This is a genomic window from Flagellimonas rhodophyticola, from assembly GCF_049332665.1.
GTDB lineage: Bacteria > Bacteroidota > Bacteroidia > Flavobacteriales > Flavobacteriaceae > Flagellimonas.
Genome location: NZ_CP186326.1, coordinates 1200009 through 1222573, shown reverse-complemented (window position 1 = coordinate 1222573; position 22565 = coordinate 1200009). Strand labels below are relative to the sequence as shown.

25 protein-coding genes are annotated in these 22565 nt (G+C 38.6%); 5 read left to right on the top strand and 20 right to left on the bottom strand.

Annotated features, from left to right (window positions below; all coding sequences use genetic code 11):
• Positions 1 to 93 precede the first annotated feature (93 nt).
• The 18 genes from ACOKFG_RS05485 to ACOKFG_RS05400 form a co-directional block, all read right to left on the bottom strand.
• Positions 94 to 1134 (bottom strand): hypothetical protein, encoded by a 1041-nt coding sequence (locus ACOKFG_RS05485; RefSeq protein ID WP_422861993.1) that lies wholly within the window; start codon positions 1132 to 1134, stop codon positions 94 to 96.
• Positions 1135 to 1143: 9 nt separating this feature from the next.
• On the bottom strand, positions 1144 to 2601 hold the full coding sequence (locus tag ACOKFG_RS05480) for an MBOAT family O-acyltransferase (protein WP_299174876.1): 1458 nt from the start codon (positions 2599 to 2601) through the stop codon (positions 1144 to 1146).
• A gap of 55 nt (positions 2602 to 2656) precedes the next feature.
• Positions 2657 to 2959: an STAS domain-containing protein gene (locus ACOKFG_RS05475; protein ID WP_299174875.1), complete on the bottom strand. Its 303-nt coding sequence runs from the start codon at positions 2957 to 2959 to the stop codon at positions 2657 to 2659.
• A gap of 106 nt (positions 2960 to 3065) precedes the next feature.
• Positions 3066 to 3776, bottom strand: coding sequence for a LytR/AlgR family response regulator transcription factor (locus ACOKFG_RS05470; protein ID WP_298793906.1), 711 nt, complete (start codon positions 3774 to 3776; stop codon positions 3066 to 3068).
• Position 3777: 1 nt separating this feature from the next.
• Positions 3778 to 4101: an Hpt domain-containing protein gene (locus ACOKFG_RS05465; protein ID WP_298793905.1), complete on the bottom strand. Its 324-nt coding sequence runs from the start codon at positions 4099 to 4101 to the stop codon at positions 3778 to 3780.
• A complete protein-coding gene (locus ACOKFG_RS05460; RefSeq protein WP_298793904.1) occupies positions 4094 to 5152 on the bottom strand; it encodes an ATP-binding protein in 1059 nt (352 codons plus the stop codon). The genes ACOKFG_RS05465 and ACOKFG_RS05460 overlap by 8 nt, the downstream gene beginning before the upstream one ends.
• Entirely contained in the window at positions 5153 to 6280 is a 1128-nt protein-coding gene (locus tag ACOKFG_RS05455) for an FIST N-terminal domain-containing protein (RefSeq protein WP_298793903.1), read from the bottom strand.
• Entirely contained in the window at positions 6277 to 8697 is a 2421-nt protein-coding gene (locus ACOKFG_RS05450) for a PAS domain-containing sensor histidine kinase (RefSeq protein ID WP_422861992.1), read from the bottom strand. Before ACOKFG_RS05450 ends, ACOKFG_RS05455 begins: the two co-directional genes overlap by 4 nt.
• Positions 8651 to 9193, bottom strand: coding sequence for a heme NO-binding domain-containing protein (locus ACOKFG_RS05445; RefSeq protein WP_298793901.1), 543 nt, complete (start codon positions 9191 to 9193; stop codon positions 8651 to 8653). Before ACOKFG_RS05445 ends, ACOKFG_RS05450 begins: the two co-directional genes overlap by 47 nt.
• Before the next feature lie 77 nt (positions 9194 to 9270).
• Complete coding sequence (locus ACOKFG_RS05440; RefSeq protein WP_299174866.1) at positions 9271 to 9669, bottom strand: response regulator; 399 nt, start codon at positions 9667 to 9669, stop codon at positions 9271 to 9273.
• A gap of 130 nt (positions 9670 to 9799) precedes the next feature.
• On the bottom strand, positions 9800 to 10159 hold the full coding sequence (locus ACOKFG_RS05435; RefSeq protein ID WP_422861991.1) for an MmcQ/YjbR family DNA-binding protein: 360 nt from the start codon (positions 10157 to 10159) through the stop codon (positions 9800 to 9802).
• Between the two features lie 2 nt (positions 10160 to 10161).
• Positions 10162 to 10560, bottom strand: a complete 399-nt coding sequence (locus ACOKFG_RS05430; protein ID WP_298793898.1) for a Dabb family protein — start codon at positions 10558 to 10560, stop codon at positions 10162 to 10164.
• Between the two features lie 6 nt (positions 10561 to 10566).
• Positions 10567 to 11190, bottom strand: a complete 624-nt coding sequence (locus ACOKFG_RS05425; protein WP_298793897.1) for a DUF4230 domain-containing protein — start codon at positions 11188 to 11190, stop codon at positions 10567 to 10569.
• A complete protein-coding gene (locus ACOKFG_RS05420; protein ID WP_298793896.1) occupies positions 11183 to 11545 on the bottom strand; it encodes a DUF4260 domain-containing protein in 363 nt (120 codons plus the stop codon). Before ACOKFG_RS05420 ends, ACOKFG_RS05425 begins: the two co-directional genes overlap by 8 nt.
• A 2-nt stretch (positions 11546 to 11547) precedes the next feature.
• On the bottom strand, positions 11548 to 12294 hold the full coding sequence (locus tag ACOKFG_RS05415) for a cyclase family protein (RefSeq protein ID WP_298793895.1): 747 nt from the start codon (positions 12292 to 12294) through the stop codon (positions 11548 to 11550).
• The gene (gene hemW / locus ACOKFG_RS05410; protein WP_298793894.1) at positions 12291 to 13427 is read right to left on the bottom strand and encodes a radical SAM family heme chaperone HemW; all 1137 of its coding nucleotides are present in this window, start codon (positions 13425 to 13427) and stop codon (positions 12291 to 12293) included. The genes ACOKFG_RS05415 and hemW overlap by 4 nt, the downstream gene beginning before the upstream one ends.
• A gap of 1 nt (position 13428) precedes the next feature.
• Positions 13429 to 13980, bottom strand: a complete 552-nt coding sequence (gene ruvC, locus ACOKFG_RS05405) for a crossover junction endodeoxyribonuclease RuvC (RefSeq protein ID WP_298793893.1) — start codon at positions 13978 to 13980, stop codon at positions 13429 to 13431.
• 4 nt (positions 13981 to 13984) lie between these two features.
• Positions 13985 to 14458 (bottom strand): hypothetical protein, encoded by a 474-nt coding sequence (locus ACOKFG_RS05400; protein WP_298793892.1) that lies wholly within the window; start codon positions 14456 to 14458, stop codon positions 13985 to 13987.
• Positions 14459 to 14583: 125 nt separating this feature from the next.
• On the opposite strand from ACOKFG_RS05400, the gene ACOKFG_RS05395 reads away from it, so the two are divergent.
• Positions 14584 to 15093: a DUF456 domain-containing protein gene (locus ACOKFG_RS05395; RefSeq protein WP_298793891.1), complete on the top strand. Its 510-nt coding sequence runs from the start codon at positions 14584 to 14586 to the stop codon at positions 15091 to 15093.
• On the opposite strand, the gene ACOKFG_RS05390 is transcribed toward ACOKFG_RS05395, so the two are convergent.
• Together ACOKFG_RS05390 and ACOKFG_RS05385 are read right to left on the bottom strand one after the other, a co-directional pair.
• Positions 15085 to 15639 carry a nitroreductase family protein gene (locus ACOKFG_RS05390; protein ID WP_422861990.1) on the bottom strand — a complete coding sequence of 185 codons (555 nt, stop codon included), beginning with the start codon at positions 15637 to 15639 and terminating at the stop codon, positions 15085 to 15087. The genes ACOKFG_RS05395 and ACOKFG_RS05390 overlap by 9 nt on opposite strands.
• A 44-nt stretch (positions 15640 to 15683) precedes the next feature.
• Positions 15684 to 16571 carry a LysR family transcriptional regulator gene (locus ACOKFG_RS05385; RefSeq protein ID WP_422861989.1) on the bottom strand — a complete coding sequence of 296 codons (888 nt, stop codon included), beginning with the start codon at positions 16569 to 16571 and terminating at the stop codon, positions 15684 to 15686.
• 77 nt (positions 16572 to 16648) lie between these two features.
• On the opposite strand from ACOKFG_RS05385, the gene hutH reads away from it, so the two are divergent.
• The 4 genes from hutH to hutG are packed head-to-tail and all read left to right on the top strand — an operon-like array spanning position 16649 to position 22459.
• Positions 16649 to 18226, top strand: a complete 1578-nt coding sequence (gene hutH / locus ACOKFG_RS05380) for a histidine ammonia-lyase (RefSeq protein ID WP_422861988.1) — start codon at positions 16649 to 16651, stop codon at positions 18224 to 18226.
• Positions 18227 to 18229: 3 nt separating this feature from the next.
• A complete protein-coding gene (gene hutI / locus ACOKFG_RS05375; RefSeq protein WP_299488140.1) occupies positions 18230 to 19465 on the top strand; it encodes an imidazolonepropionase in 1236 nt (411 codons plus the stop codon).
• The gene (locus tag ACOKFG_RS05370; RefSeq protein ID WP_422861987.1) at positions 19437 to 21488 is read left to right on the top strand and encodes a urocanate hydratase; all 2052 of its coding nucleotides are present in this window, start codon (positions 19437 to 19439) and stop codon (positions 21486 to 21488) included. Before hutI ends, ACOKFG_RS05370 begins: the two co-directional genes overlap by 29 nt.
• Positions 21488 to 22459, top strand: coding sequence for a formimidoylglutamase (gene hutG / locus ACOKFG_RS05365; RefSeq protein WP_299488144.1), 972 nt, complete (start codon positions 21488 to 21490; stop codon positions 22457 to 22459). Before ACOKFG_RS05370 ends, hutG begins: the two co-directional genes overlap by 1 nt.
• Positions 22460 to 22565 lie beyond the last annotated feature (106 nt).

Sequence of the window (22565 nt, the reverse complement as noted above, 5' to 3'; positions counted from 1 at the left end):
TTTAATTGCGATATCGCCAAGGCCTGGTGATAAAATCCAATGGAGATCCAAAGTGATCTTCCCATTTGATTTTTCAGAAGAAAAGAGGGTAATCTATTGGGCAAATTCCAACCCCGTCAAAGCGTTTTGGGGTTCAAAAAGTGATTTGGTCACGAACTGTTTTAGTTCAAAAGTAAACCGTTCCCTTCCTTTTTTGTTCAAGTGTGATGCATCTCCAAAGTACACATCATCATAATAAACCAAGGCGGGATTGATAAATTCAACTTCTGGGTGTTTTCTTTTTAACCTTGCATCCATTTGTTCTACGCCCTTACGATACTCATCACTCAATGCATCATAGGAAGTTCGGTTCATAGGCAATGAAGCATACATTACAACAATTTGATTGTTCTTTGCCAATTGAAACATCTTCTCAAGAGAGGTAATCAATACTGTTTTTGGTGAAAACTCTATTCGTTTTGCCTCAACATTTAAATCGTTCGAGAACTGCGCTCTACCGAAATCAAAACATCCTCTCCTATTTTTTATTTCCTTGTATACACCATAATTGGTATAACCCCTAAGCAAAAAGGATTTACTCAGTTCCGTTCGCAATTCGGTCGGAAATTTAAAATATGTTTTATAGGCTCGTCGAATCAGGTTACTTTTTTCTGATTCTTCAAAATTCTTTTCCCCATCGTAGGCCCAAAAGATTTCATTATTGGTGTTCATTTGATTAAAAATCTCATCTATCTCTTCCAGGTCATAGAAATTATACTTTACCTGCCTGTCCCAAAACATTTCGGATTGCTCAAAGTGGATAGGAGCATAAGAAACAATAATAGTGTCCACCTTTTTTCCAGTTTCAAGCATTCTTTTTAAGGAATAATAACCTTCCATAGGGGTCCCTCCACCTAGCGCCAAATTATAATAATTAGGACCCAACTCATTAGGGTTAACCCCAGCTATTGCCCGGCTATCACCAATGATTAGGTTGCTGAATTCGTTTTCTGCTTCCATCACCTCCATTTTACTTTTCCACATCGGGTATTCAGCATTGAAATAATGAAATGGGAGAAATAGGCATATAAGGTACATGAGTACAAACCAAATTGCAGCAAAACCTAATACCTGTTTGATTAAATTACTTATCATGATGTCTTTTTAGAATTGGAAATAGATAAACTCTTGTTCATTGCCGGAAAAAATGAAAATAAAGCTCCAAACAATCAAGTAAAATGACCAGCGATACACCTTTTTGTTCAGTCGAACCTTTAGTCCTTCAATGGCATATTCATTTTCTCTGCCCAACCATTCAATAATCAGGAAGAAGGTCAGCAGCACAAAAATCATGGCAATCTTCAGTCCTAAATACGGACCAAAATCAGGTATGGTAAAAAGTGAACTTGAGAATATATCGGAAATATAGTTTAGTGCGTGAGTCAAGTTTTCGGCTCTAAAGAAAATCCAAGCGAGTACGGTCAAAAGAAAAGTAGTTGACATAGCCCAAACCTCTTTTATTGATGGCAATAACTTTCCTTTGGCTACAACTTCCAAGTTGTTTCTATTCTTGTTTGTCAGTAAAAGAGGTAAAAAGTAAATAGCATTGAGAGCTCCCCAGACTATAAATGTCCAGTTGGCACCGTGCCAAAATCCACTTACAATAAATATGATGAAAGTGTTTCTTATTTTCATGGAAGTTCCTCCCCTACTACCTCCCAGAGGGATGTACAGATAGTCTCGAAACCAGGTTGACAATGAAATATGCCATCTACGCCAGAACTCAGCAATATCTCTTGAAAAATAGGGGTACGCAAAATTGCGCTTCAAGTTGAAACCAAATAATCTAGCTGTACCAATCGCTATATCGGAATACCCAGAGAAATCACCATAAATTTGAAAGGTAAAAAACAACGCTCCCAGCACCAATGTACTTCCTGAATAACTATCCGAACCATTAAAAATCATGTTGGCAAACTCGGCACAGTTATCAGCAATCACCACTTTTTTGAAAAGTCCCCAGAGTATTTGACGCATACCATCTGCCGCTTTGCTATAACTGAATTTTCTTTTAACCGGAAATTGTGGCAACAGGTTCGTTGCCCGTTCAATAGGTCCAGCGACCAATTGTGGAAAAAAGCTAACGAATGCGGCAAAGGCCACAAAATCTTGTTCCGGCTCTAGTTTCTTTTTGTAAACATCGATTGTATAACTAAGCGTTTGAAAGGTGTAAAAGCTAATACCCACGGGTAAAATGATATTTAGGGAATTGGTGTTAAGCTCAGTTCCAAAAAATGTAAACGCAGCAACAAAATTGTCCAAGAAGAAATTGTAATACTTAAAGAATCCCAAGAACCCCAAATTCACTAAAATACTAGTCCATAATAAAGCCTTTCGAGTCTTTTGTTTTTCCTGTTTAACTAGAGCTACTCCAATTAAATAATCTGCTACGGTACTGAATATTATCAACGAAAGAAACCTCCAATCCCACCATCCATAAAATATATAACTGGAGGCTAGAATCAGTAGATTTTGATGCTTCAAATTATTATTGAACACATACCAATACAGAATAAATACCAAGGGTAAAAAAATGGCAAATTCAAGGGAATTGAAAATCATTATCGCTTATTTATGTCGTGTGTGGTGAATCAATGAGTGTGAAATTCCAACAATGCTATATCCGATCAGGACTCAGGATATAATTGGTTTTGGTAGCTTTCAAAATTTCGGTTACACATGAGTTTTGTCTACCGATTAAAGAAACTACCTTGTTTTGTCGTGCTGACTTTTGGTATAACTTCTCAAAAAAATGAGCCGAGGCGGAATCCAATTCCGTTACGCTTTCCAAACTGACCACAATATTGTCATGTTGCTCCATGATATGGTCAAAATATGAATTCAGTGCTCCGACATGTTGGGTGGTTACTCTTCCAAAAATTTCAAAAATTCCTTTGTTCTCTTTAATTTCCAATGACATATGTTAAAAGATTTAGTTGGTATTATTCTATCATTTAACATTTCCAAAAGTGCTCTTGTATATAACGTAAATTACTCGTAAAATTGTAGTCTTTTTCCTTCTTTTTTTATAAAAGATTTAGTCGTTGCATCAACTCAGGTCTGTTTGAACGGCTGATAGGAATTACACTTCGCTCAATTAATACGCTATTGTCCTGAATATCTATAATTTGAGTAAAGTTTATGATGAAAGACCTATGAATTTGCAAAAACCGGGATTGGGGTAATTTTTCTTTTATTTTCTTCAAAGTGGAATGCACCCGATATTGTTTTTGTTGTGTTTTAATCTCAATATAATCTCCTTGTGCCTCAATGAGCAGAATATCACGGAATTTTAATTTAATCAACCTACGGTCGATATTGATATACAAATCTTCATCTTCAGCCTGCATCATTTGGGTTTCTGTTGATTCATTGGTAGCTGATTTGAATGCATTATTCAATTTGATAATACATTTTTGAAAACGTTCATAGGTAATGGGTTTTACCAAATAATCAACAATAAACTCATAGCCATAAGCCTCAATAGCAAAATCTTTATCCGAAGTTGTTAAAACTATTTTGGGTGGGTTATTGACCATTTCAATAAAGTCCACCCCCGTTAGTTTGGGCATATGGATATCCAAAAAAATCAAATCCACCGAGTTGTGCTTTAAAAACTTTAATGCTTCCAACGCATTGGGAAATTCGGCTATCACCTCTATTTCAGGAATAGCTTTGCACAGTTCCAGAACTATGGCCCTTGCACTCGCTTCGTCATCTACTATTATACATTTCACCTTAAGCTATTTTTAAAATAAACTCTTCTACTGATTGTAGTATCTGCTTAAACTCTTCTTTGAGTTTTGTATCACCATATTTTAGGTCCTCCTCATATTTAACGGCCAACTTGTAGCCTCCTGTCAAACCCAGGATACCCAATTTGTGTTTTATTTTGTGTACAATTTTGGCTGACTCTTCTAAATTATCACTCTCCAAGTTTTCCAAATAATCATTTTTTTCCTTTGGAAATTCGGTCTGGATAATGGTCAAAAATTTCTTTTCAAAATCCTCGTTTCCTCCGGAAATCTCCTTGATGTAATCGAGGTTAGGTTGCTCAGCCATTGGGGTTATTTTTAATTGTAAAAAAGAAGGTAGTGCCCATACCCTCTTCCGAGGACAGCCAGATATCTCCTTTATAATAATTTATAATTTTCTTTACCAAAGCAAGACCGATTCCTGTTGCTCCAGAGTTGTTTTCAAGTTTCTTGAACATTCCAAAAATACCGGTCTGTAAATGCTTGGGTATTCCTTTTCCGTTGTCGGTAACACTAAAAAGCCATCCATCATACTCCTCTTTCACATCGATCATAATGCTTCCTTCGGTCTTATCTTCGGTAGCAGTGATAGCATTGGTAATCAGGTTTTTGAACAATTGCTCTATTCGGTATTTACCCGTCAACAGTTTGGGTAAATGTTTGCTCTTTTTTATAGTAACATTTTCAGGTACGTATATGGTCCGCTCTATTTCGGCAATAAGTTGATTTAAATCAACCGTGGATGCATTTTCTTGGATGGAATCTATGGTCGAATGCCTTAAAATCCCATCAATTAAGCTATCCATCTTAGCAAGGTTTTGAAATATTAATTGTACGTTTTCCTTGCTCTGTTCTTTAAAAACTTCTTGCCCATCCTCAAACACCCAACTCACCAAGGAGTGTACATTTCTAATAGGGGATTTAAGGTCATGTGATACCATGTGGGCATAATTGTTCAGGGATTCGTTTTGTTGTTCCAAATTCTTTAAGAGCATATTTTTTTCGGCTGTTATTTCAACCAGTTTGTGCGCTTGTTTCTCAATATCCTCAACCAATTTTTGAGGATTAAAGTCAAGACTTCCATTTATTCGGTCCGAGGTTTTATCCTGCATGGAAGCGACTGCCCTACTCAAGGATTCAAGTACCTTACGTTGGTTCTCCGCTTCCTTGTTCAAACGTAAATTGGCATTGTACAATTCTTCAGAACTTAAAGACGTTGCCCGTTGAATCATCTTCAGTTTTTCATCAAAATCTGAATACGACTTACTTACGGAATCAAAAAACACCTCCAACTCAGAACGTTCGATCAATTCCTTGGGAAAAAATTTCTTTATCTGTCTTTTAAGTAGAGAATGCATTTATTCACTCATTAATGTTAAGGTCATGGTTTGGTTATGTAATTGGCATTCGTTTTTTCCAGCGAACGGCGCCATTTCACCATAAGAATAAAATCCGGCGATCTTAGCTTGGTCACCAATAATATCTGCCACCTCTTCAATTTCATCTTCAGTTCGCTGATCCAAAACCAACTTTCTTCCCACGCAGCTCACCAATATGGCCAACTCCGGTTTACTTTTCCTATCCCGCATAGCCAATTCGGCTGCATTCGAAGCTCCTTCCGCGATGTCATCCATAGTGGACATCATTAATTGCACTTTGGAGTTTAGAGGTACGTCACCTGCTAGAATCATAGAATTAGCATCTTCATCAATATTCAGAATAGTCCTTACCAATGGCTCTGATTGGTCGTTTTGCTGCACGGTCAATGGATATAAAAGAGCCGCTTGTGGGAGTTCCGCTGCCTTTTCTCCCAGATATTTTTTATACAAGTCGAGTGCTGGCTTTCCGTCAATTTCATAAAGCACGTTGCCTTCAGACTTTGTAATGGTTCTTTCCGGTCCAAATGGGGTCCAACCTCCAAAATTGGCATAAGACACTTCCAAATCTTCACCATAGAAACCTACGGCAACTACTTCTCCCTGTTTGGGAGTTTCATTATATGAAGTCAATGTTTTTTCGAACCGAGCTCCATCCCCACACAAGCCGCCGGTAATTGAAGCTTTAAATCCTTCAGCAGATTCAAGACCTTCAATAAGTCCGCTTCCGTTCACAAAACTCCCATCGGAAACAATGAACATATGGTTCAGTTTTTTAAAGTCAAATTGATTTGAAATCGCCAATCCCATATTTTCGATATCGACAAAATCCGATACATTTTCACTTACAATTTCAAACTTGGTACGCTCGAATTCTATAGCTGTAAGTGTTATACTTTCTTCGAAAACATGGGTTTCCATGATTTCACCGGATGTAGAGCCAAATACTAAATGTCCGTCGGGATACATCTTTTTCACCTCCTCATATAAGTCTTCTGATTCCAATAAAAACCGATCTCCAAAAACCAAAACCAATGGTTCTTTTAAGGGTTGGTTCTGAATGAAATCCCATTCACCATCTTTGAATCGTTTAGCTTGATTTACTTTCATTTTTTCTTGATTTTAGATTCTTTTTCCAATGTAAAATAGAAGGTGGTTCCTTCTCCAATTTCGCTTTCCAGCCATACTTTCCCACGATATCTATCAATGATTTTTTTGACTATGGAAAGTCCAATTCCTGTTGAGCGTTCATTATTCCCTATTGACTGGAATATTTGAAAAATCTTTTCATGATACTCCTTCGGAATTCCAACACCGTTATCTTTTATGCTGAATTCCCAATGGGTCTCATGTTCCTTGTAATCGATTTCCACAAGCCCATCTTTTTTATCAATGTTTACTACTGCATTGCTTAAAAAGTTTTGGAACAATTGATGGATTTTGGTCTTGTCAGCCTTTATTGCCGGCAATTTTCTTTTGGTCTTTATTTTTACATTTTCAGGGATATAAATAATCTCACCGATTTCCCGAATTACCCCATTAACATCGACATCGGTATTGTCAAGGGTATCACTGTTTACCGTAGAGTATTTTAGAATTCCCGTAATCAGCTTGTCCATCCCCTCAATTTTCTCTTGCATCATTTTGAGGTTGTACCGTCCACTTTCATCTAAGGCATCCTTATAATCATCGTATAACCAACTGGCCAAAGCACTTACGCTTCGCAAAGGGGATTTAAGGTCATGGGAAACAATATGGGCATACTCCTGAAGTCCTTTATTACTTGCCTCTAATTCATTTAACAGATTCTCTTTTTGAAGTTCAAGATTTTTTTGATCTGTGATGTCCAGATGAATTCCTATCGAACCGACAACGTTTCCTGCATCATCGTATCTTGGAGCACCGCTCACCAACCAAAATCTCTTTTCACCATTGGCTATTTTTATGGCAACTTCATAAGAGTCTGAGATCCCTTCTTGTCTTTTCTTATTTTGCAGCTTCAGTTCATCTTCACTTTCATCAACAATAGGCATAGCTTCATATATATTTTTGCCTATAAGGTCATCTTCAGAGTACCCGATCATATCAGCAAAACTCTGGTTGACCATTAAAATATTGCCACTACCATCAACCTCAACCAAGCCGAGATTCATATTGGCAATTATGCTCCCGTATTTTTCTTTTTGTATCTCAAGATTTTTTCTGTAGTTCTTTCTTAAGGTTACATCATTATAACTCCATAAGTGTCCTTGATACTCACCATTGTTGAACAACGGAATATAGTCTCGCTCAAAGGTTCGCCCATCCAAAAGTTCCATTTCATCGGCAGTGACCACTTCCTTTTCATGGATTACTTGATCAATCCTTTTCATGGATTCCTCAGGCTCGAGGAACATATTTTTGTATTTGTGGATAGACTTTTCGCTGTTGACTCCCTTTAGCACATCTGGTGAAACCGGAATAGCGAAAAGATCACAAAACTTTTGATTGGCCAGAACAATTTTCCTGTCCTGATCCTCCAACAAAATACCTGTTTGCAAATTCTTGATGAGCGTCGCCATACGCTCTTCAGACGCTCTTATTTTTTCCTCAGAAATCTTTTCATGGGTAATATCTTCAATCATTGCCACGCTATATTCAATATCTCCACTAGAGTCCATAAGGGAGCTCATAGAAGTTTTTCCATAAAGTGTTTCGCCATTCTTTTTGTAGAATTTTCGAACAATGGAGAATTTCTTGGTGTCATCTTCCAGGCTTTTCTGCAGTAAATTTTCGTAGAGATTACTATCCTCAAGTGAGGATATATCGTTTATTGAGAGTTTTTTGAGTTCCAGTTCTGAATATCCCAAAAGATCTACGAAGGATTTATTTGCCTTTATGATTTTGTCCTTAACAATCAACAGAATTCCCAATGAGGAATTCTCAACAATAATATCCTGCTGCTTTTTTTGATTTTCCAATAGTTTCCTAATCTCGACATCTTGAGTAATATCTCGAATAACCCCTTGTGCAGCTATGGGCCTCCCTTCTTCATTGTAAATTAGACTTGCGTTGATATTTACGTACTTTTCGCCCAGATTTTTAGTGACGATTTTCGCAGAATAATTTTTAAGAATTCCAACTTGCATTAAGGTCTGGAATGATTCTGCAGTGTACTCCAAATAGTCAGGATGAACCAGATTTGACAGATTTACCTCTTCTTTAGTATGGTCAAAACCTAGGAATTCTTTAGCCGAAGCATTCATATTGATTACGTTGGTCATCATGTCCATGACCACATAGGGATCAATAATATTGATAAAGGCACTGTCAATACGGTTTCCTTTGTCATTCACCAAGTTCTCCAAACGTCCATTAGCTTCTTTCAGGTGAAGTGAAGCATCGTACAATTCCTTCGCTTTACTTTCTAGAAGGTTTTCGGCAGTTTTACGGGCTTTTTTCTCCCGTTCCAATGCTCGCTTTAATATGGAAACTTGGTTATTATCCATTTTGGACGATCGCAAACCTGACTTCTGTGCCGTTTTCATTCAATAATTTATAATCGACTTTTACTACTTTTTCGAAATATTCAAACGTTTTTACAATAAGTCCATGGGCCAAAGCATACAATCCTCTTGAAGATGTATAGATCATCTCCAAGGTGTTGTCAGTTTTGGAAAGAATTTTAAACTCGGGGAGTTCGGCATCCGGATATAACTTTCGGACATGTATGTGGATATGATCCTCAATACAGTTCAAAAGCCCTATTGGACTTTTGTAGCTGGATACAACTTCTGGATGTGCGGCAACAAGACCATCGAATAGATAATATCCAAACGAGTACAACAAATCTTGTTGAGAAATGCCTGTAGTATTGGTTAATTCCGATAACAGACTAACCATTTCATTGAAGTCATAGGTACCTACAGAAGTATAAGCACCACCAGAAGGAAGATCACAGTTTTCTATAATGGTATCAACAACCTCCAAACCGTAGGTTGCCTCGACCATTTCTAAAAACTCGGTAAACACAATTCCTTTCATAATAAGAATATTATGATTTAAAAGTAGGAATTGTACTACCTTATTTTAAAAATTATGTTGTGAAATACGGATTTTTGTTAGCCTTTGATCAATTCACTGATTTCCCAATAATCAAAAACCTTCTTTAATTTGGATTCGTAATCTTCATATTTTAAAGGCTTTATGATATAACCAGCGATTCCTATCTCAAAGCATTTTAATAAATCGACCCGATTTTCCGATGTGGTCAAAATTATCGTCGGCAAATATTTTAGTCTATCATCTGCCTTTATAGTGGTAAGAAATTCAATCCCGCTCATACGCGGCATATTTAAATCCAAAAGGATAATATCAGGCAATGGACTATTCTTTAAGATTTCCAAAGCTTCTTCTCCATTTTTAGCCTCGGTTATCTCGTGCTTGGATTCGAACTTTGTAATTGCTCGTTGCAACTTCATTGTTTCGATCATGTCGTCTTCTATGAACAGTACATTCATGTCACAATTAATTTAGGATACAAAATTTCAAAATTATCCTCAGAAAAGGACTACAAAATAGTCAAATCCAGAAAAACTGTCGACGAATGGTAAAAATGTTTCGGTGAAATTTAGAAGATTTTTCCTAGTATTAGGGTATGGCTTTTAATTCTTCCTTTAGTTTTTTGGTTAAACCTGACACCACCAAATCGTATGAATGGTTTACCAATTCCTTAATAAGTTCAGGGGATAAATTATCCAGAAAAAGTGTGTTCCAATGCTTTTTGCTCATATGATAGCCCGGGGTGATCAGTCCATCGTATTCCTCCCGAAGTTCAACTGCTCTTTCAGGGTCACATTTTAAATTGCATTGTGGAGGCTTTCTTTCCAAGGGAATCAAAGCATACATTTTTCCCATTACCTTAAAAACCAAAGTATGCTCATCAAAAGGAAATTCTTCTGTTACTCCCTTTTTGTGCAAACAGAAAACTCTAAGCTCTTCTACATTCATCCTTAAATACCAAAAGAATCATATACAATCACTTTTTCCCATAGGTCTTTGCATTCTTCTATAAAGATCAAGTGGGCTTCCTCTTTTTGATACCCTTCTTGAGCCTCCGCAGATTCAAAGGTGACTATTAAAGAGTAGGTAAATGAACCGTCTACCACCCCCCGAGTTGCTTTTGGTGCCGTTCCAATGAAGTTGGTTTTAGCATATTTGGAATTCTTCAAGAATGTTTTTAATGAAGTTTCAAACTTCGCTCTATCGGTTTGGTTATCCGGGTTCTTGAACCAAAAATATACGGTGTGGGCAAAAGCCGGGTCAAAATTCTTCATGTTATCTGTAGTTTGTGCAAAACTTGTAGTCGTAATAATCGCGGTAAAAACTAAAGTAATAATTCCTGTTTTCATACTATCTTATTCTTCCAATAATTGTTTTTCTCTGTTTGAAATTTCTAAAGCCGAATAGTCCAATGTCCAGCCAATGGTCTCCACAATCTTCTCAACCAATAATACAGCCTGCAGCGCTTCTTTTCTAGCTGTTTGCATAAGCCCACTTTCCGGTATTTTCTGTTTTATATGATCTTTGGCTTCTTGATTGACCTTGGTCAAATCTTCTGATGAGAAACTATTGAACAAACCATTTTTGACATCGTAATATTGAAGGTCTGGCTCTATTGACAATACCTCCGGTTCCGGAAAATTAGTTAGGATGATTTTTTTGTTTTTATTGTCCGCTTTCAATCCCAGTTTCTGAAGATCATAACCAATATGAGCTTTGGCTTTGACAATTATCAAGGCTTTTTTCTTGCTGCTCAAAAGATTCATTACGCCCCCTTTGGTATTCTCGTAGTGATAAATCTCAGCAAAATCCCCTTCAACAGAAATCAGTTTACAAACACTCTTTATCTTATCCAACAACACGGTGGATTGCTGTTTGGTTACCTCCTTGTTTTTCTTTTTCCGAAAGAAAGAAAACAACCAATACATAAGTATTGCTCCGAGAATAAGGCCTAAAAAGGTTTCTAAAGCGCTATCCATTTTTATTCCCTATTTCGCCTAAGTGAGTAAATTTAAATCCTTTTTCATATTTAAGACCATATCCAAATATTCGATCCATAGCTGCATGCGAAAAAATGATAATCCCAATCAGTTCCAAAACTGGAAGGTTAAGGTAACTAATGCCAAGAAAGTATAATAACAGTCCAACGCCTCTATGATGAAATAAGTTGTAGGTGAATGCTCCCACTTTATTTCCTGCCAAATAACCAAGCATTCCAATATCAGGTGTTAGCAGCAAGGCAAAAAACCACCACCAAGTTAAATCCATCCTCATAAAAAGGAAAAAACCAAGAAATAATAGCGTGAACTCTTCTAATCTTAGGATCACTTTCATATTTATAAAATTTTATATAAAACCGGTCTACTAGGACTGGCATCATTCTCAAAAGGGGCCACATGTAAATTCAAAAAGTAACAACCATCTTCCACAGTATTGGGCACATAAATAAATTCCGTAATCGTCGCTTCTGTTCTTGGTTTCCCTTTCGTGTTCCAAAAAGCATTGTGGGCCAATAGCGCTCCATCGTCCTTTTCTTTATCCACCGAGGGAAGGTCCACCAGTAAATGATCAACTTCTTTTTCAACAAGATAGTTGGCGGCTTCCTCCAAAAGGTATGGTGGGTTTGTATGTGAATATTGCAAGGAGCGTTTGTTATTCATATTTGGAATCGTCCGTATAACCAAAGCCTCTCTTTTTTTATTTCCCAAAGCATACTTCAATTGTTTTGCGGAAATGACAAAATCCTCTCCACGCTTTTCAGGTGCAACCGTTATGACTTCTGCCAAAAAAAAGAACCGTTTCAGGTTTTGGTTTATGGAACGAAAGTCCTCTGTAATGTGACCCAAGCATTCGGTATGGGTCACATGCGAATGTGGATTGAACCAAATATCATTGAAGTTTACAGGAGCACCTTCGGATACTTTTCCAATAAAATCATCTTCTTGGTGTGGTGTTATTGTTGGAGCATTTAAATACCAAGCGTTGACATTACCTTCACCACCGCAAAGTGGAATGGAAATATCCAAGGGTTTTGATAAATCGATTTTATGATTCCTGGAATTATATTTTAGGGTCGCAATCATGCTTTCAAGTTAACCATAAAAAGATCCGACGCAATTCCATCTGCTAAAAACTTTCCTTTATTGGTTGTCAATAACTTTCCGTCTGTAAAGGAGATTAAATCCTGCTCTATATATTTTTCAGCTTGCTGATGGATGTAATTAGAGTATTCCTCACCAAACTCCTTCTCAATTTTGTCTAACGAAACTCCCCAAATTGTGCGAAGACCAGTCATTACATATTCATTGTATCTATCTCTTTTGGTCAAGGTTTCAATTTCCATCGGAACGACTTCATTTTCTAAAGCCTTAATATATTTTATATTGTTCCTAACATTCCAGCCCCTGTTTTCACCATCAAAGGAATGGGCCGAAGGACCAATCCCAATATACTTTTTACCGAGCCAATACGCCGTATTATTTTTGGAAAAATATCCAGGTTTTCCAAAATTGGAAATTTCATAATTTATATATCCTTGTTGCTCCAGAACCTGGACCAAGATATTAAACTGGGCCTGTGCCTGTTCATCATCCACGTCTGGAATCACTCCTTTTTCTATAAACTTTTTGAGGGCTGTTTTGGGTTCCACCGTCAAAGCATAACTTGAAATATGTGGTAATTCAAAAGCAAGAGCTTTTTCAATATTGGATTTCCATCGGTTATTATCCATACCCGGGATTCCATAAATCAAATCGATAGTAATGTTATCAAAATGCTTTTTTGCCTCCTGAATACAACCTTCCGCTTCACCTGCATCATGGGCCCGGTTCATTAATTTTAGGTCCTCATCATAAAAGGATTGGATTCCAATACTTAGTCGATTAACAGGGCTTTCAGATAATTCAATTATGCGATTTTTTGACAAATCATCGGGGTTTGCTTCAAGCGTAATTTCCGGATGCTCAATTACCTCATAATGCTCATATACCGCAGTAATCAAGGCTTCTATTTCAGATATCTCTAAAACTGAAGGGGTGCCTCCGCCAAAATAAACGGTTTCCACAACTACAGATTGAAACTCTCCTTTTCTTAGTTCCAATTCCTTTTGAAGTGCCTTGATCATAGACTCCTTCCTCCCCAATTGTGTCGAAAAATGGAAATCGCAGTAATGGCAAGCTTGTTTGCAGAATGGTACATGAATGTAAACTCCTGCCATCTTATTTCACCTTTTTGGGGTTTTGCTTTACAAAAGCTTCCCAGCCGGTATAACTTTTGCCAACATCGACCCTACCTTCATTGTAAAAATGGCAAACGGCAGCGGCCAATCCATCAGTACTATCCAGATTTTTGGGAAGTGTTTTAAGCTTTAGAACACTTTGAAGCATTTTCGCCACCTGTTCCTTGCTGGCATTTCCGTTACCAGTAATTGACATCTTGATTTTTTTGGGCATATACTCCGTAATAGGAACTTGTCTAGAAAGCCCTGCGGCCATGGCAACACCCTGGGCACGTCCTAATTTGAGCATAGACTGCACATTTTTTCCATAAAATGGAGCTTCAATAGCAATCTCATCTGGATGGTAGGTATCTATAAGCTCCACAGTACGATCAAAAATGAGTTTTAATTTGGTATAGTGGTCACTATACTTTTTAAGCATCAATTCGTTCATCTGAACAAATTGCATTTGCTTATTGATGACCTTAATGATCCCAAAACCCATAACCGTTGTACCTGGGTCGATTCCTAAAATAATCTTCTCTGAAGCCAAATCGTTATTGGGTGTTTAAAACAAGAGGAAGTCGAAATCTTAAGCCAACAGGTATTCCTCTTTTAAGGGCTGGGGCCACCGTTAGGTTGTTCAATCGCTCCGTAATTTGTTCATTAAAATCGGCTATTTCGTTTAAAACCGACTGTTTCTCCTCCATTTCCAAGATAGAGATAAAACCATGTTCATCGACCTCAAAATCTATGTACAAGGTATCTTCCAAATCATTATCCACTTCAAAAGATAGACTATCTAAGGTGTCGGACGCTATCTTCAGCATTTCATTTTGAAAACAATCCCGTTGAATTTCTTTTGGGGCGGTTTCGTCACAACCTTCAAAAAGGGGATATTGGTCAACATCGTTCCAATCAATGGCCAAAAGTTCTTCATTGACTCTATTTTTGGTCTGTTCTTCTTTTGATTTGAAGAGTTCACAAGAAGTAAACAAACCTAAAAACATCAACAATATAAGCTTCCGCATACAGCCCCTAATATTTGGTTGAAATTACGACTTTTTGCTTATATGAATAAGAGGTGTTCTTGTTTAAATTCTTAATACTCCTGTAACAAATAGCGCCTATATTTGTCTCATTAACAAAACCCGATATGGACATTGCTCTACTTATTATAGGATTCCTTTTAATGCTTGTGGGCATCTTAGGTAGTTTTCTTCCAATTTTACCAGGACCCCCAATTAGTTGGGTAGGGCTACTATTACTTTACCTGACCAAGGCAGTACCGGACAATTGGTGGATTTTAGGCGGGACACTGGTTCTTGCCCTTGTTGTTACCGTTATGGACTACGTAATCCCTGCTGCAGGAACTAAAAAATTCGGTGGTAGCAAAGCTGGGATGTGGGGTACCATTGTTGGATTACTAGTTGCCATCTTTTTTCCAATATTTGGCCCTTTTGGTATTATCATCTGGCCTTTTGTTGGTGCGCTGGTGGGCGAACTTATCAATAAAGCTGACCAAAAAACAGCTATGAAAGCCGCATTGGGTTCCTTTATTGGGTTTTTGACAGGTACTTTTATGAAGTTTGTTTTAACTGCTGGCTATCTTGTTTTCTTCATTATAGTTACCGTAAAATACGCATCTGAACTTTTCTCATTCTAACCATTGCACTTTTTCCGCAATAGGTCTTCGCTCTGCCGAAGGTGGCTCCTCATCGTAATATCCCATATAGAAAAATCCAAGGCATTTTTCACCTTCCTCCAAATCAACAAACTCATCCACATGTTTTATGAGTCCAGGTGAACTCCAATAGCACCCAATTCCCATTTCGGTGCAACACAACCACATATTCTGAACTGCCATGGCTGTGGCTGCAACTTCTTCCCATTCTGGTAAACTTTCCTTGGGATCACGCTGCATGCAAATGGCAATAATAGCCCCTGCCCTTTTAGGGTTTTCCATTAACTTCTTTACTTTAATCTGTTTGGGATTGGGGTCAGTTTCCATATACTTATAGGACAAAAACATTCCCAACTTAGCTTTAGATTCCCCCATCAGTACCTTAAAACGCCATGGTTCGGTTTTTTTATGGGTCGGAGCCCAATTGGCTGCTTCTAAAATCTTTTCAATGGTTTCTTTATCAATCGGTTTGTCATTGTATTGTGCGGGAAAAATGCTTCTTCGGTTTTTGATTAAATCAAATATCATAGTCAATTTTATTTTCAACAAAAGTACGTGTTGGAATTCCTTTGTCAATTCTTCAAAAGTAAATCAATACAATTCTGCAATGCTGGATTCCGATTGTCCTCCTTCCAAACTGCTGATAAAATAGCCCGCTGTTTTATTTTTTTCAATTCGATGAACTTCACATCCATTTGAAATCCATATTGCAAGGCAGTCGGAACTAATGCAATGCCAAGCTTGTTTTCAACGAGCTTAAAAACTGTCTGTGCATGAACCGATTTGTGTGAAACATTAGGTGTAAAACCCCCATCTTCACATATACTCATTACGGTATCAAAGTACAACGGACTGTAGTCTTGGGAAAAAAGGATAAAATCATCTTGAGAAACCTGATGGATTCCTTTAAAGTTTTTTTCTTCCAAGGGGTAATCTTTTGGCAAGACCAATGAGAAGGTGTCCTCAAAAACTGGACGGATTTTTAATCCCTTGGGAACTCGGGCCAAGCGCACAAAACCTAAATCCAGTTTATCTGTTAAGATGGCACTTATCTGAGCTTTATTGGAAAGTTCTTCCAAACTGGCATGTACCAAAGGATACTTCTCTTTCATATCCAATAGCATTTTAGGAACAACATTTTGCATAGCTGAACCCAAAAAACCAATCCTTACTTCACCCGAATGTCCATCACCAATGAGTTTTAGCTGCTTTTGAGTTTGGTTCAAATGGTTTAAGATGAATTCCACCTCTCCTTTTAAAAATTCTCCCGCCGGGGTTAAGCTCACCTTCTTCTTGTCACGCACAAATAATTGGGTCTGTAAAATCTCTTCCATCTGCTTGATTTGTGTACTCAATCCTGGCTGTGAAATAAACAGCTTTTCAGCCGCCTTTCTATAGTGCAGTTCTTCGGCCACAGCCAAAAAATAAATGAAGTGTCGTAATTCTATTTGATAATTCATACTTATTAAATACTACAAAAATAAGTATTGGTGATTATTAAAAAGACAAAGTACCTTTATATTTCAAAATAAAAACCATGCAGCTACCCAAAACATTTCAGTTTGGTGAAGATCATTTAACCGCAGGTATTGCGATTGGCATCTCAAAAGGTAAGGTAAAAGGCATTTTAACCGATTCTTGTCTTGAAAAAATCAAGGCAAGTCAAAGTCGGGTTCAAAATATTGTGGATAAAGGGGAAACCGTTTACGGAATCAACACCGGATTTGGCCCTTTGTGCAATACCAAAATTTCCAAAGAGGACACCAAAATTCTTCAGTCTAATATTTTGCAGAGCCACAGCGTTGGGGTGGGCAAGCCCATTTCCGAAAGGTTGTCCAAGTTGATGCTCATTTTAAAAATCCATGCCCTGGCCAAAGGGTATTCCGGTATAGCAGAAACCACTATTCAACGAATGCTCTGGCATATGGAGCAGGATGCCATTCCGGTTGTTCCCTCTCAAGGTTCTGTTGGAGCTTCAGGCGATTTAGCTCCCCTATCCCATTTGTTTTTGCCACTTATTGGTTTAGGAAAGGTAAATTATCAGGGCAAAACCATTTCTACAGAAGAATTGTTTGAAAAAACAGGACTTAAACCATTAGAACTTGGTCCCAAAGAAGGTTTAGCCTTGATCAATGGCACACAGTTTATTGCAGCCCATGGAGTTTTGGTTGTTCAAAAACTACAACATTGTTTACGACAGGCCGATATTGTAGGTGCAATGATGTTGGAAGGACTTCAAGGTTCAATGAAACCCTTTTTTGAAGAATTGCATGCACTCCGACCTTTTAAAGGGAACCAGCATGTGGCAGGACGTATCCGAACTTTGCTTCAAGGTTCTGAGATTTTAGAAGATCATATTGATTGCGAACGGGTACAAGATCCTTATTCGCTTCGTTGCATGCCTCAAGTACACGGAGCATCCAGAAATGCATGGCTTCATTTAAAAGAATTGCTAGAAGTGGAACTGAATTCCGTAACGGACAATCCTGTCATCATAAATGATGACCTTACCATAAGTGGCGGAAATTTTCACGGACAACCTCTTGCCATGGCTCTCGATTATGCTGCACTGGCCGCATCTGAGTTGGGGAACATTTCAGACCGAAGAATCTATTTGGCGCTCGAGGGCAATAGTCCAGGAGTTCCCAAATTACTGATGGAAGATACCGGAATCAACTCTGGTTATATGATCTTACAATATACTACGGCAGCATTGGCCAGTGAAAACAAAAGCTTGTGTTTCCCAGCAAGTGCGGATAGTATTCCAACTTCCTTGGGACAGGAAGATCATGTGAGTATGGGGTCGATAAGTGGAAGAAAAGCACTTCAGATCATTGAAAATGTCGAAAAAATATTAGCTATTGAATTACTTACGGCTTCCCAGGCATTCGAATTTAGAAAACCATTAAAATCCGGTGTAGTGTTGGATGAAATCCATAAATTCATTCGAACCAAAGTACCTTTTGCAGAAAGTGATCGGGTTTTTGCCGATGATATTGAAAAAGGAATCGATATGATTCAGCGAGGAGAAATCATTGGTCTAGTTGAAAAAACCATGAAAGACAACAACCTGCAATGGAATGCACCTCATCTTAACGAATTTGAAATATATTAATCCATGAGCAAACCCATATTAATAGGTCCATTTACCCAATTATTGCCGATGTCTGGCCTCCCTTTAAAAGGCGCGCTTACAGATCAGCAATTGCCCATCATTGAAAATGGTGGAATCTTGGTTTTCGAAGGAAGAATTGAACAAGTTGGCATTTTTGAGGATTTAAAATCAGATGCTGTTGACGTCCAGCATATTGAAGGAGAGCAAATCTGCCTTCCAGGATTTGTAGATGCTCACACCCATATTTGCTTTGGTGGCACTCGCGCCAGAGATTATGCCATGCGGAATGCCGGAATTTCCTATTTGGATATTGCAAAAGCAGGTGGAGGTATATGGGACACGGTGACCCAAACCCGAAAAGCTTCGCAAGAAGAACTTGTTGAAGGCATTCTGGAACGAAGTAAAAAACATTTACAAAATGGCATCACAACCATTGAGGTAAAAAGTGGCTATGGATTATCCGTTGAACAAGAATTAAAAATGCTCAGGGCCATTAAACAAGCCAACGAAAAAACAGAAGTTGACCTAATCGCCACATGTTTGGCCGCCCATATCAAGCCCAAAGATTGGAATAGCGATAACACCTATTTGGAAGAAATGACATCGACTTTGTTTCCCATTATCAAGTCTGAAAACCTAGCAACCCGAATTGATGCATTTGTTGAAGAAAGTGCTTTTTCCTCCACGGAAATTGTCTCTTATTTCGAAAAGGCAAAGGAAATGGGTTTTGATATTACGGTTCATGCTGATCAATTTACTCCCGGAGGTAGCGAAGTAGCTGTACAATTTGGCGCCCTAAGTGCCGACCATTTGGAAGCTAGTACCGAAAAAGAAATCCAACTTTTGGCTAAAAGTGATGTTATTTCAATGGCACTTCCAGGAGCTTCCATCGGATTGGGATGCGATTATACCCCTGCCCGTAAGATTTTGGATGCTGGTGGAGCATTAGCAATTGCCAGTGACCATAATCCAGGCTCAGCTCCCATGGGCGATTTGCTCACACAAGCGAGTATTTTGGGAACTTTTGAAAAACTAGCAAATGCCGAAGTGTTGGCCGGAATCACTTTTAGGGCAAGTGCAGCTTTAAAATTAGCAGACAGAGGAGTTTTGCAAAGCGGAGCTCTAGCTGATTTTGTGACTTTCCCAACCAATGACTATAAAGAAATTACCTATCATCAAGGACAGCTAAAACCAAATACAGTTTGGAAGAATGGAAGACAAGTCTTTAAAAGAGATTGATATGACCACAACATCAACAGCATTTCAGGAAAGCATAGTACAAGGAATCCCTTCGGAATTACCTCTCGCCAAAACATATCCAAAACAAGGAAACTCAGCCCCTAAACGCAAAGACATATTATCCGCAGCAGAGAAAAAACTAGCCGTTCAAAATGCATTGCGTTATTTTCCCAAAGCATGGCACCAAGAATTGGCAACGGAATTTGCGGAGGAGCTTAAAACTCATGGCAGAATTTATATGCATCGCTTTAAACCAGATTATGCGATGTATGCTCGACCCATTTCCGAATATCCGGCAAAAACCAAACAAGCTGCGGCTATTATGTTGATGATTCAGAACAATCTGGATCCAGCAGTGGCGCAGCATCCTGAAGAATTAATAACCTATGGAGGTAACGGAGCCGTTTTTCAAAATTGGGCGCAGTACCTATTGACCATGAAATATTTGGCTGAAATGACCGAGGAACAGACTTTGCACGTGTATTCCGGACATCCCATGGGTCTATTCCCTTCTTCCAAGGAAGCTCCTAGGGTTGTTGTCACCAATGGCATGATGATTCCCAACTACTCTCAACCTGATGATTGGGAAAAATTCAATGCACTTGGTGTTACCCAGTATGGTCAGATGACAGCTGGTTCCTATATGTATATTGGACCACAGGGTATTGTTCATGGAACAGCAATAACGGTCATGAATGCTTTCAGGAAAGTATTGGACAAAAACGATTTCCCTAAGGGAAAGGTTTTCTTGACTGCTGGTTTGGGAGGGATGAGTGGCGCTCAGCCCAAGGCAGGAAACATTGCCGAATGTATTACCGTTTGTGCTGAAGTAAATCCTGAAGCGGCTAAAAAAAGACATGAACAAGGTTGGGTAGATGAATTATTGACGGACATATCCGAACTTGTTCAAAGAACAAAAACTGCCATCGCCAAGAACGAAGTGGTTTCTTTAGCCTATATCGGAAACGTGGTAGAAGTTTGGGAACAATTCTATGAGGAAAACGTTTTTGTCCATTTAGGTTCTGATCAAACCTCCTTGCACAATCCATGGGCAGGCGGATATTACCCTATAGGGTTATCCTTTGAAGAATCTAATACCATGATGGCGGAGAATCCGACGGAGTTCAAGAAAAAAGTTCAGGAATCATTACGGAGACAAATTACTGCTATCAACAAGCACACGGCAAAGGGCACCTATTTCTTCGATTATGGCAATGCCTTCTTGCTTGAAGTTTCAAGAGCAGGCGGTGAAGTTATGGCCGCAAACGGCATCGACTTTAAATACCCTTCCTATGTGCAAGATATTTTGGGTCCGATGTGTTTTGATTATGGTTTTGGTCCATTCAGATGGGTCTGTACTTCGGGGAATCCAAGAGATCTACAAAAAACAGATGCTATCGCTTTGGAAATCATGAAGCAAATCAAGGCTGAAGCTCCGGAAGAAATCCAACAGCAAATGCAAGACAATATTAAATGGATTGAAGAAGCGGAACAGAACAAATTGGTAGTCGGTTCGCAGGCTCGAATTTTATACGCCGATGCCGAAGGCCGAGCCAAGATTGCAGACGCTTTTAATATCGCCATTTCCAAAGGTGATATTTCCGCTCCAGTGGTCTTGGGACGTGATCATCATGACGTAAGTGGCACAGATTCCCCCTTTAGGGAGACCAGCAACATTTACGACGGCAGCAAATTCACAGCAGATATGGCCATACATAATGTGATTGGTGACAGCTTCCGCGGAGCTACTTGGGTTTCCATACATAATGGTGGTGGTGTTGGCTGGGGCGAGGTCATGAATGGTGGATTTGGTATGGTACTCGACGGTACGGAAGAAGCTTCCATCCGATTAAAAAACATGTTGTTTTATGATGTGAACAACGGTATTTCCCGAAGAAGTTGGGCTAGGAATAAAGAAGCTTTGTTTGCTATTAAAAGAGAAATGGAGCGAACTCCAAATCTTAAAGTAACTTTACCAAATCTAGTGGAAACCGATATTTTGGACGATCTTTTTGATGCATAATGAAACATTACAGCAAACCCACAAAGGATATTTGGCAAGGAAGGGTCAGTAACAAGAGCCTTTATCTTCATGAAAAAGTGAAGTGCGTTCCTTTGGAAGAAATTCCAGAACCACCAAAAAAGTCCATTGCTTTATTGGGGTATGCCTGTGATGAAGGTGTTAAACGAAACCAGGGAAGAGTTGGAGCAATAAAAGGGCCCGAAACCATTAAGACCAGCTTTGGAAAACTACCCAATCATTTACCAAGTACCGTACAGCTCTATGATGCAGGATACATAACCTGCAAAAATGAGGATATGGAAGCGGCCCAAAATGCACTTTCTGATGCAGTAATCACTCTTTTAGACAACAAGCACTTTCCCATTGTTTTGGGAGGAGGACATGATGTCGCTTATGGGCATTATCATGGCATCAAAAATTATCTCGATTCAAAAAAGGAAGGTCAAACCGTCGGAATCATCAATTTTGATGCACATTTCGACCTTCGAAAGAATGTTGACAACAACAATTCAGGTACGCCGTTCTATCAAATCGCAATGGAGTGCCAAGAAAAAAACGACAGTTTCAATTATCTCTGCTTGGGCATTCGAAAAGATGCCAATGATCGGTCACTTTTTCAAACTGCAAAGGATTTAGATGTCAATTTTATTCTATCGGACACTTTCCAAATCCAGTTTTTGGATGAAATCAATACCTGGGTGAATGCCTTCATCAAAACGGTTGATAACGTATATGTGACTATTGACTTAGATGGGTTTTCTTCTGCCTATGCGCCAGGTGTCAGCGCACCCTCTCCTATGGGGTTCGCACCCCAGATTGTTTTGGAATGTCTCAAGACCATTATCGGCTCCGGAAAGTTAATCAGTATGGATCTTGCCGAAATGAATCCCAAATATGATATTGATGGACAAACGGCAAAGCTGGCCGCTTCCTTGATGCACTTTGTAATACACACCTTGTACAAAGCTTGATCCAAACAAAAAAAGCCTTCCATATGGAAAGCCTTTCATTGGTGAACATCGTTTTTGATGTTTCAACCTGATTCCAATCCTATAGATTGAAATCCAACACAACACA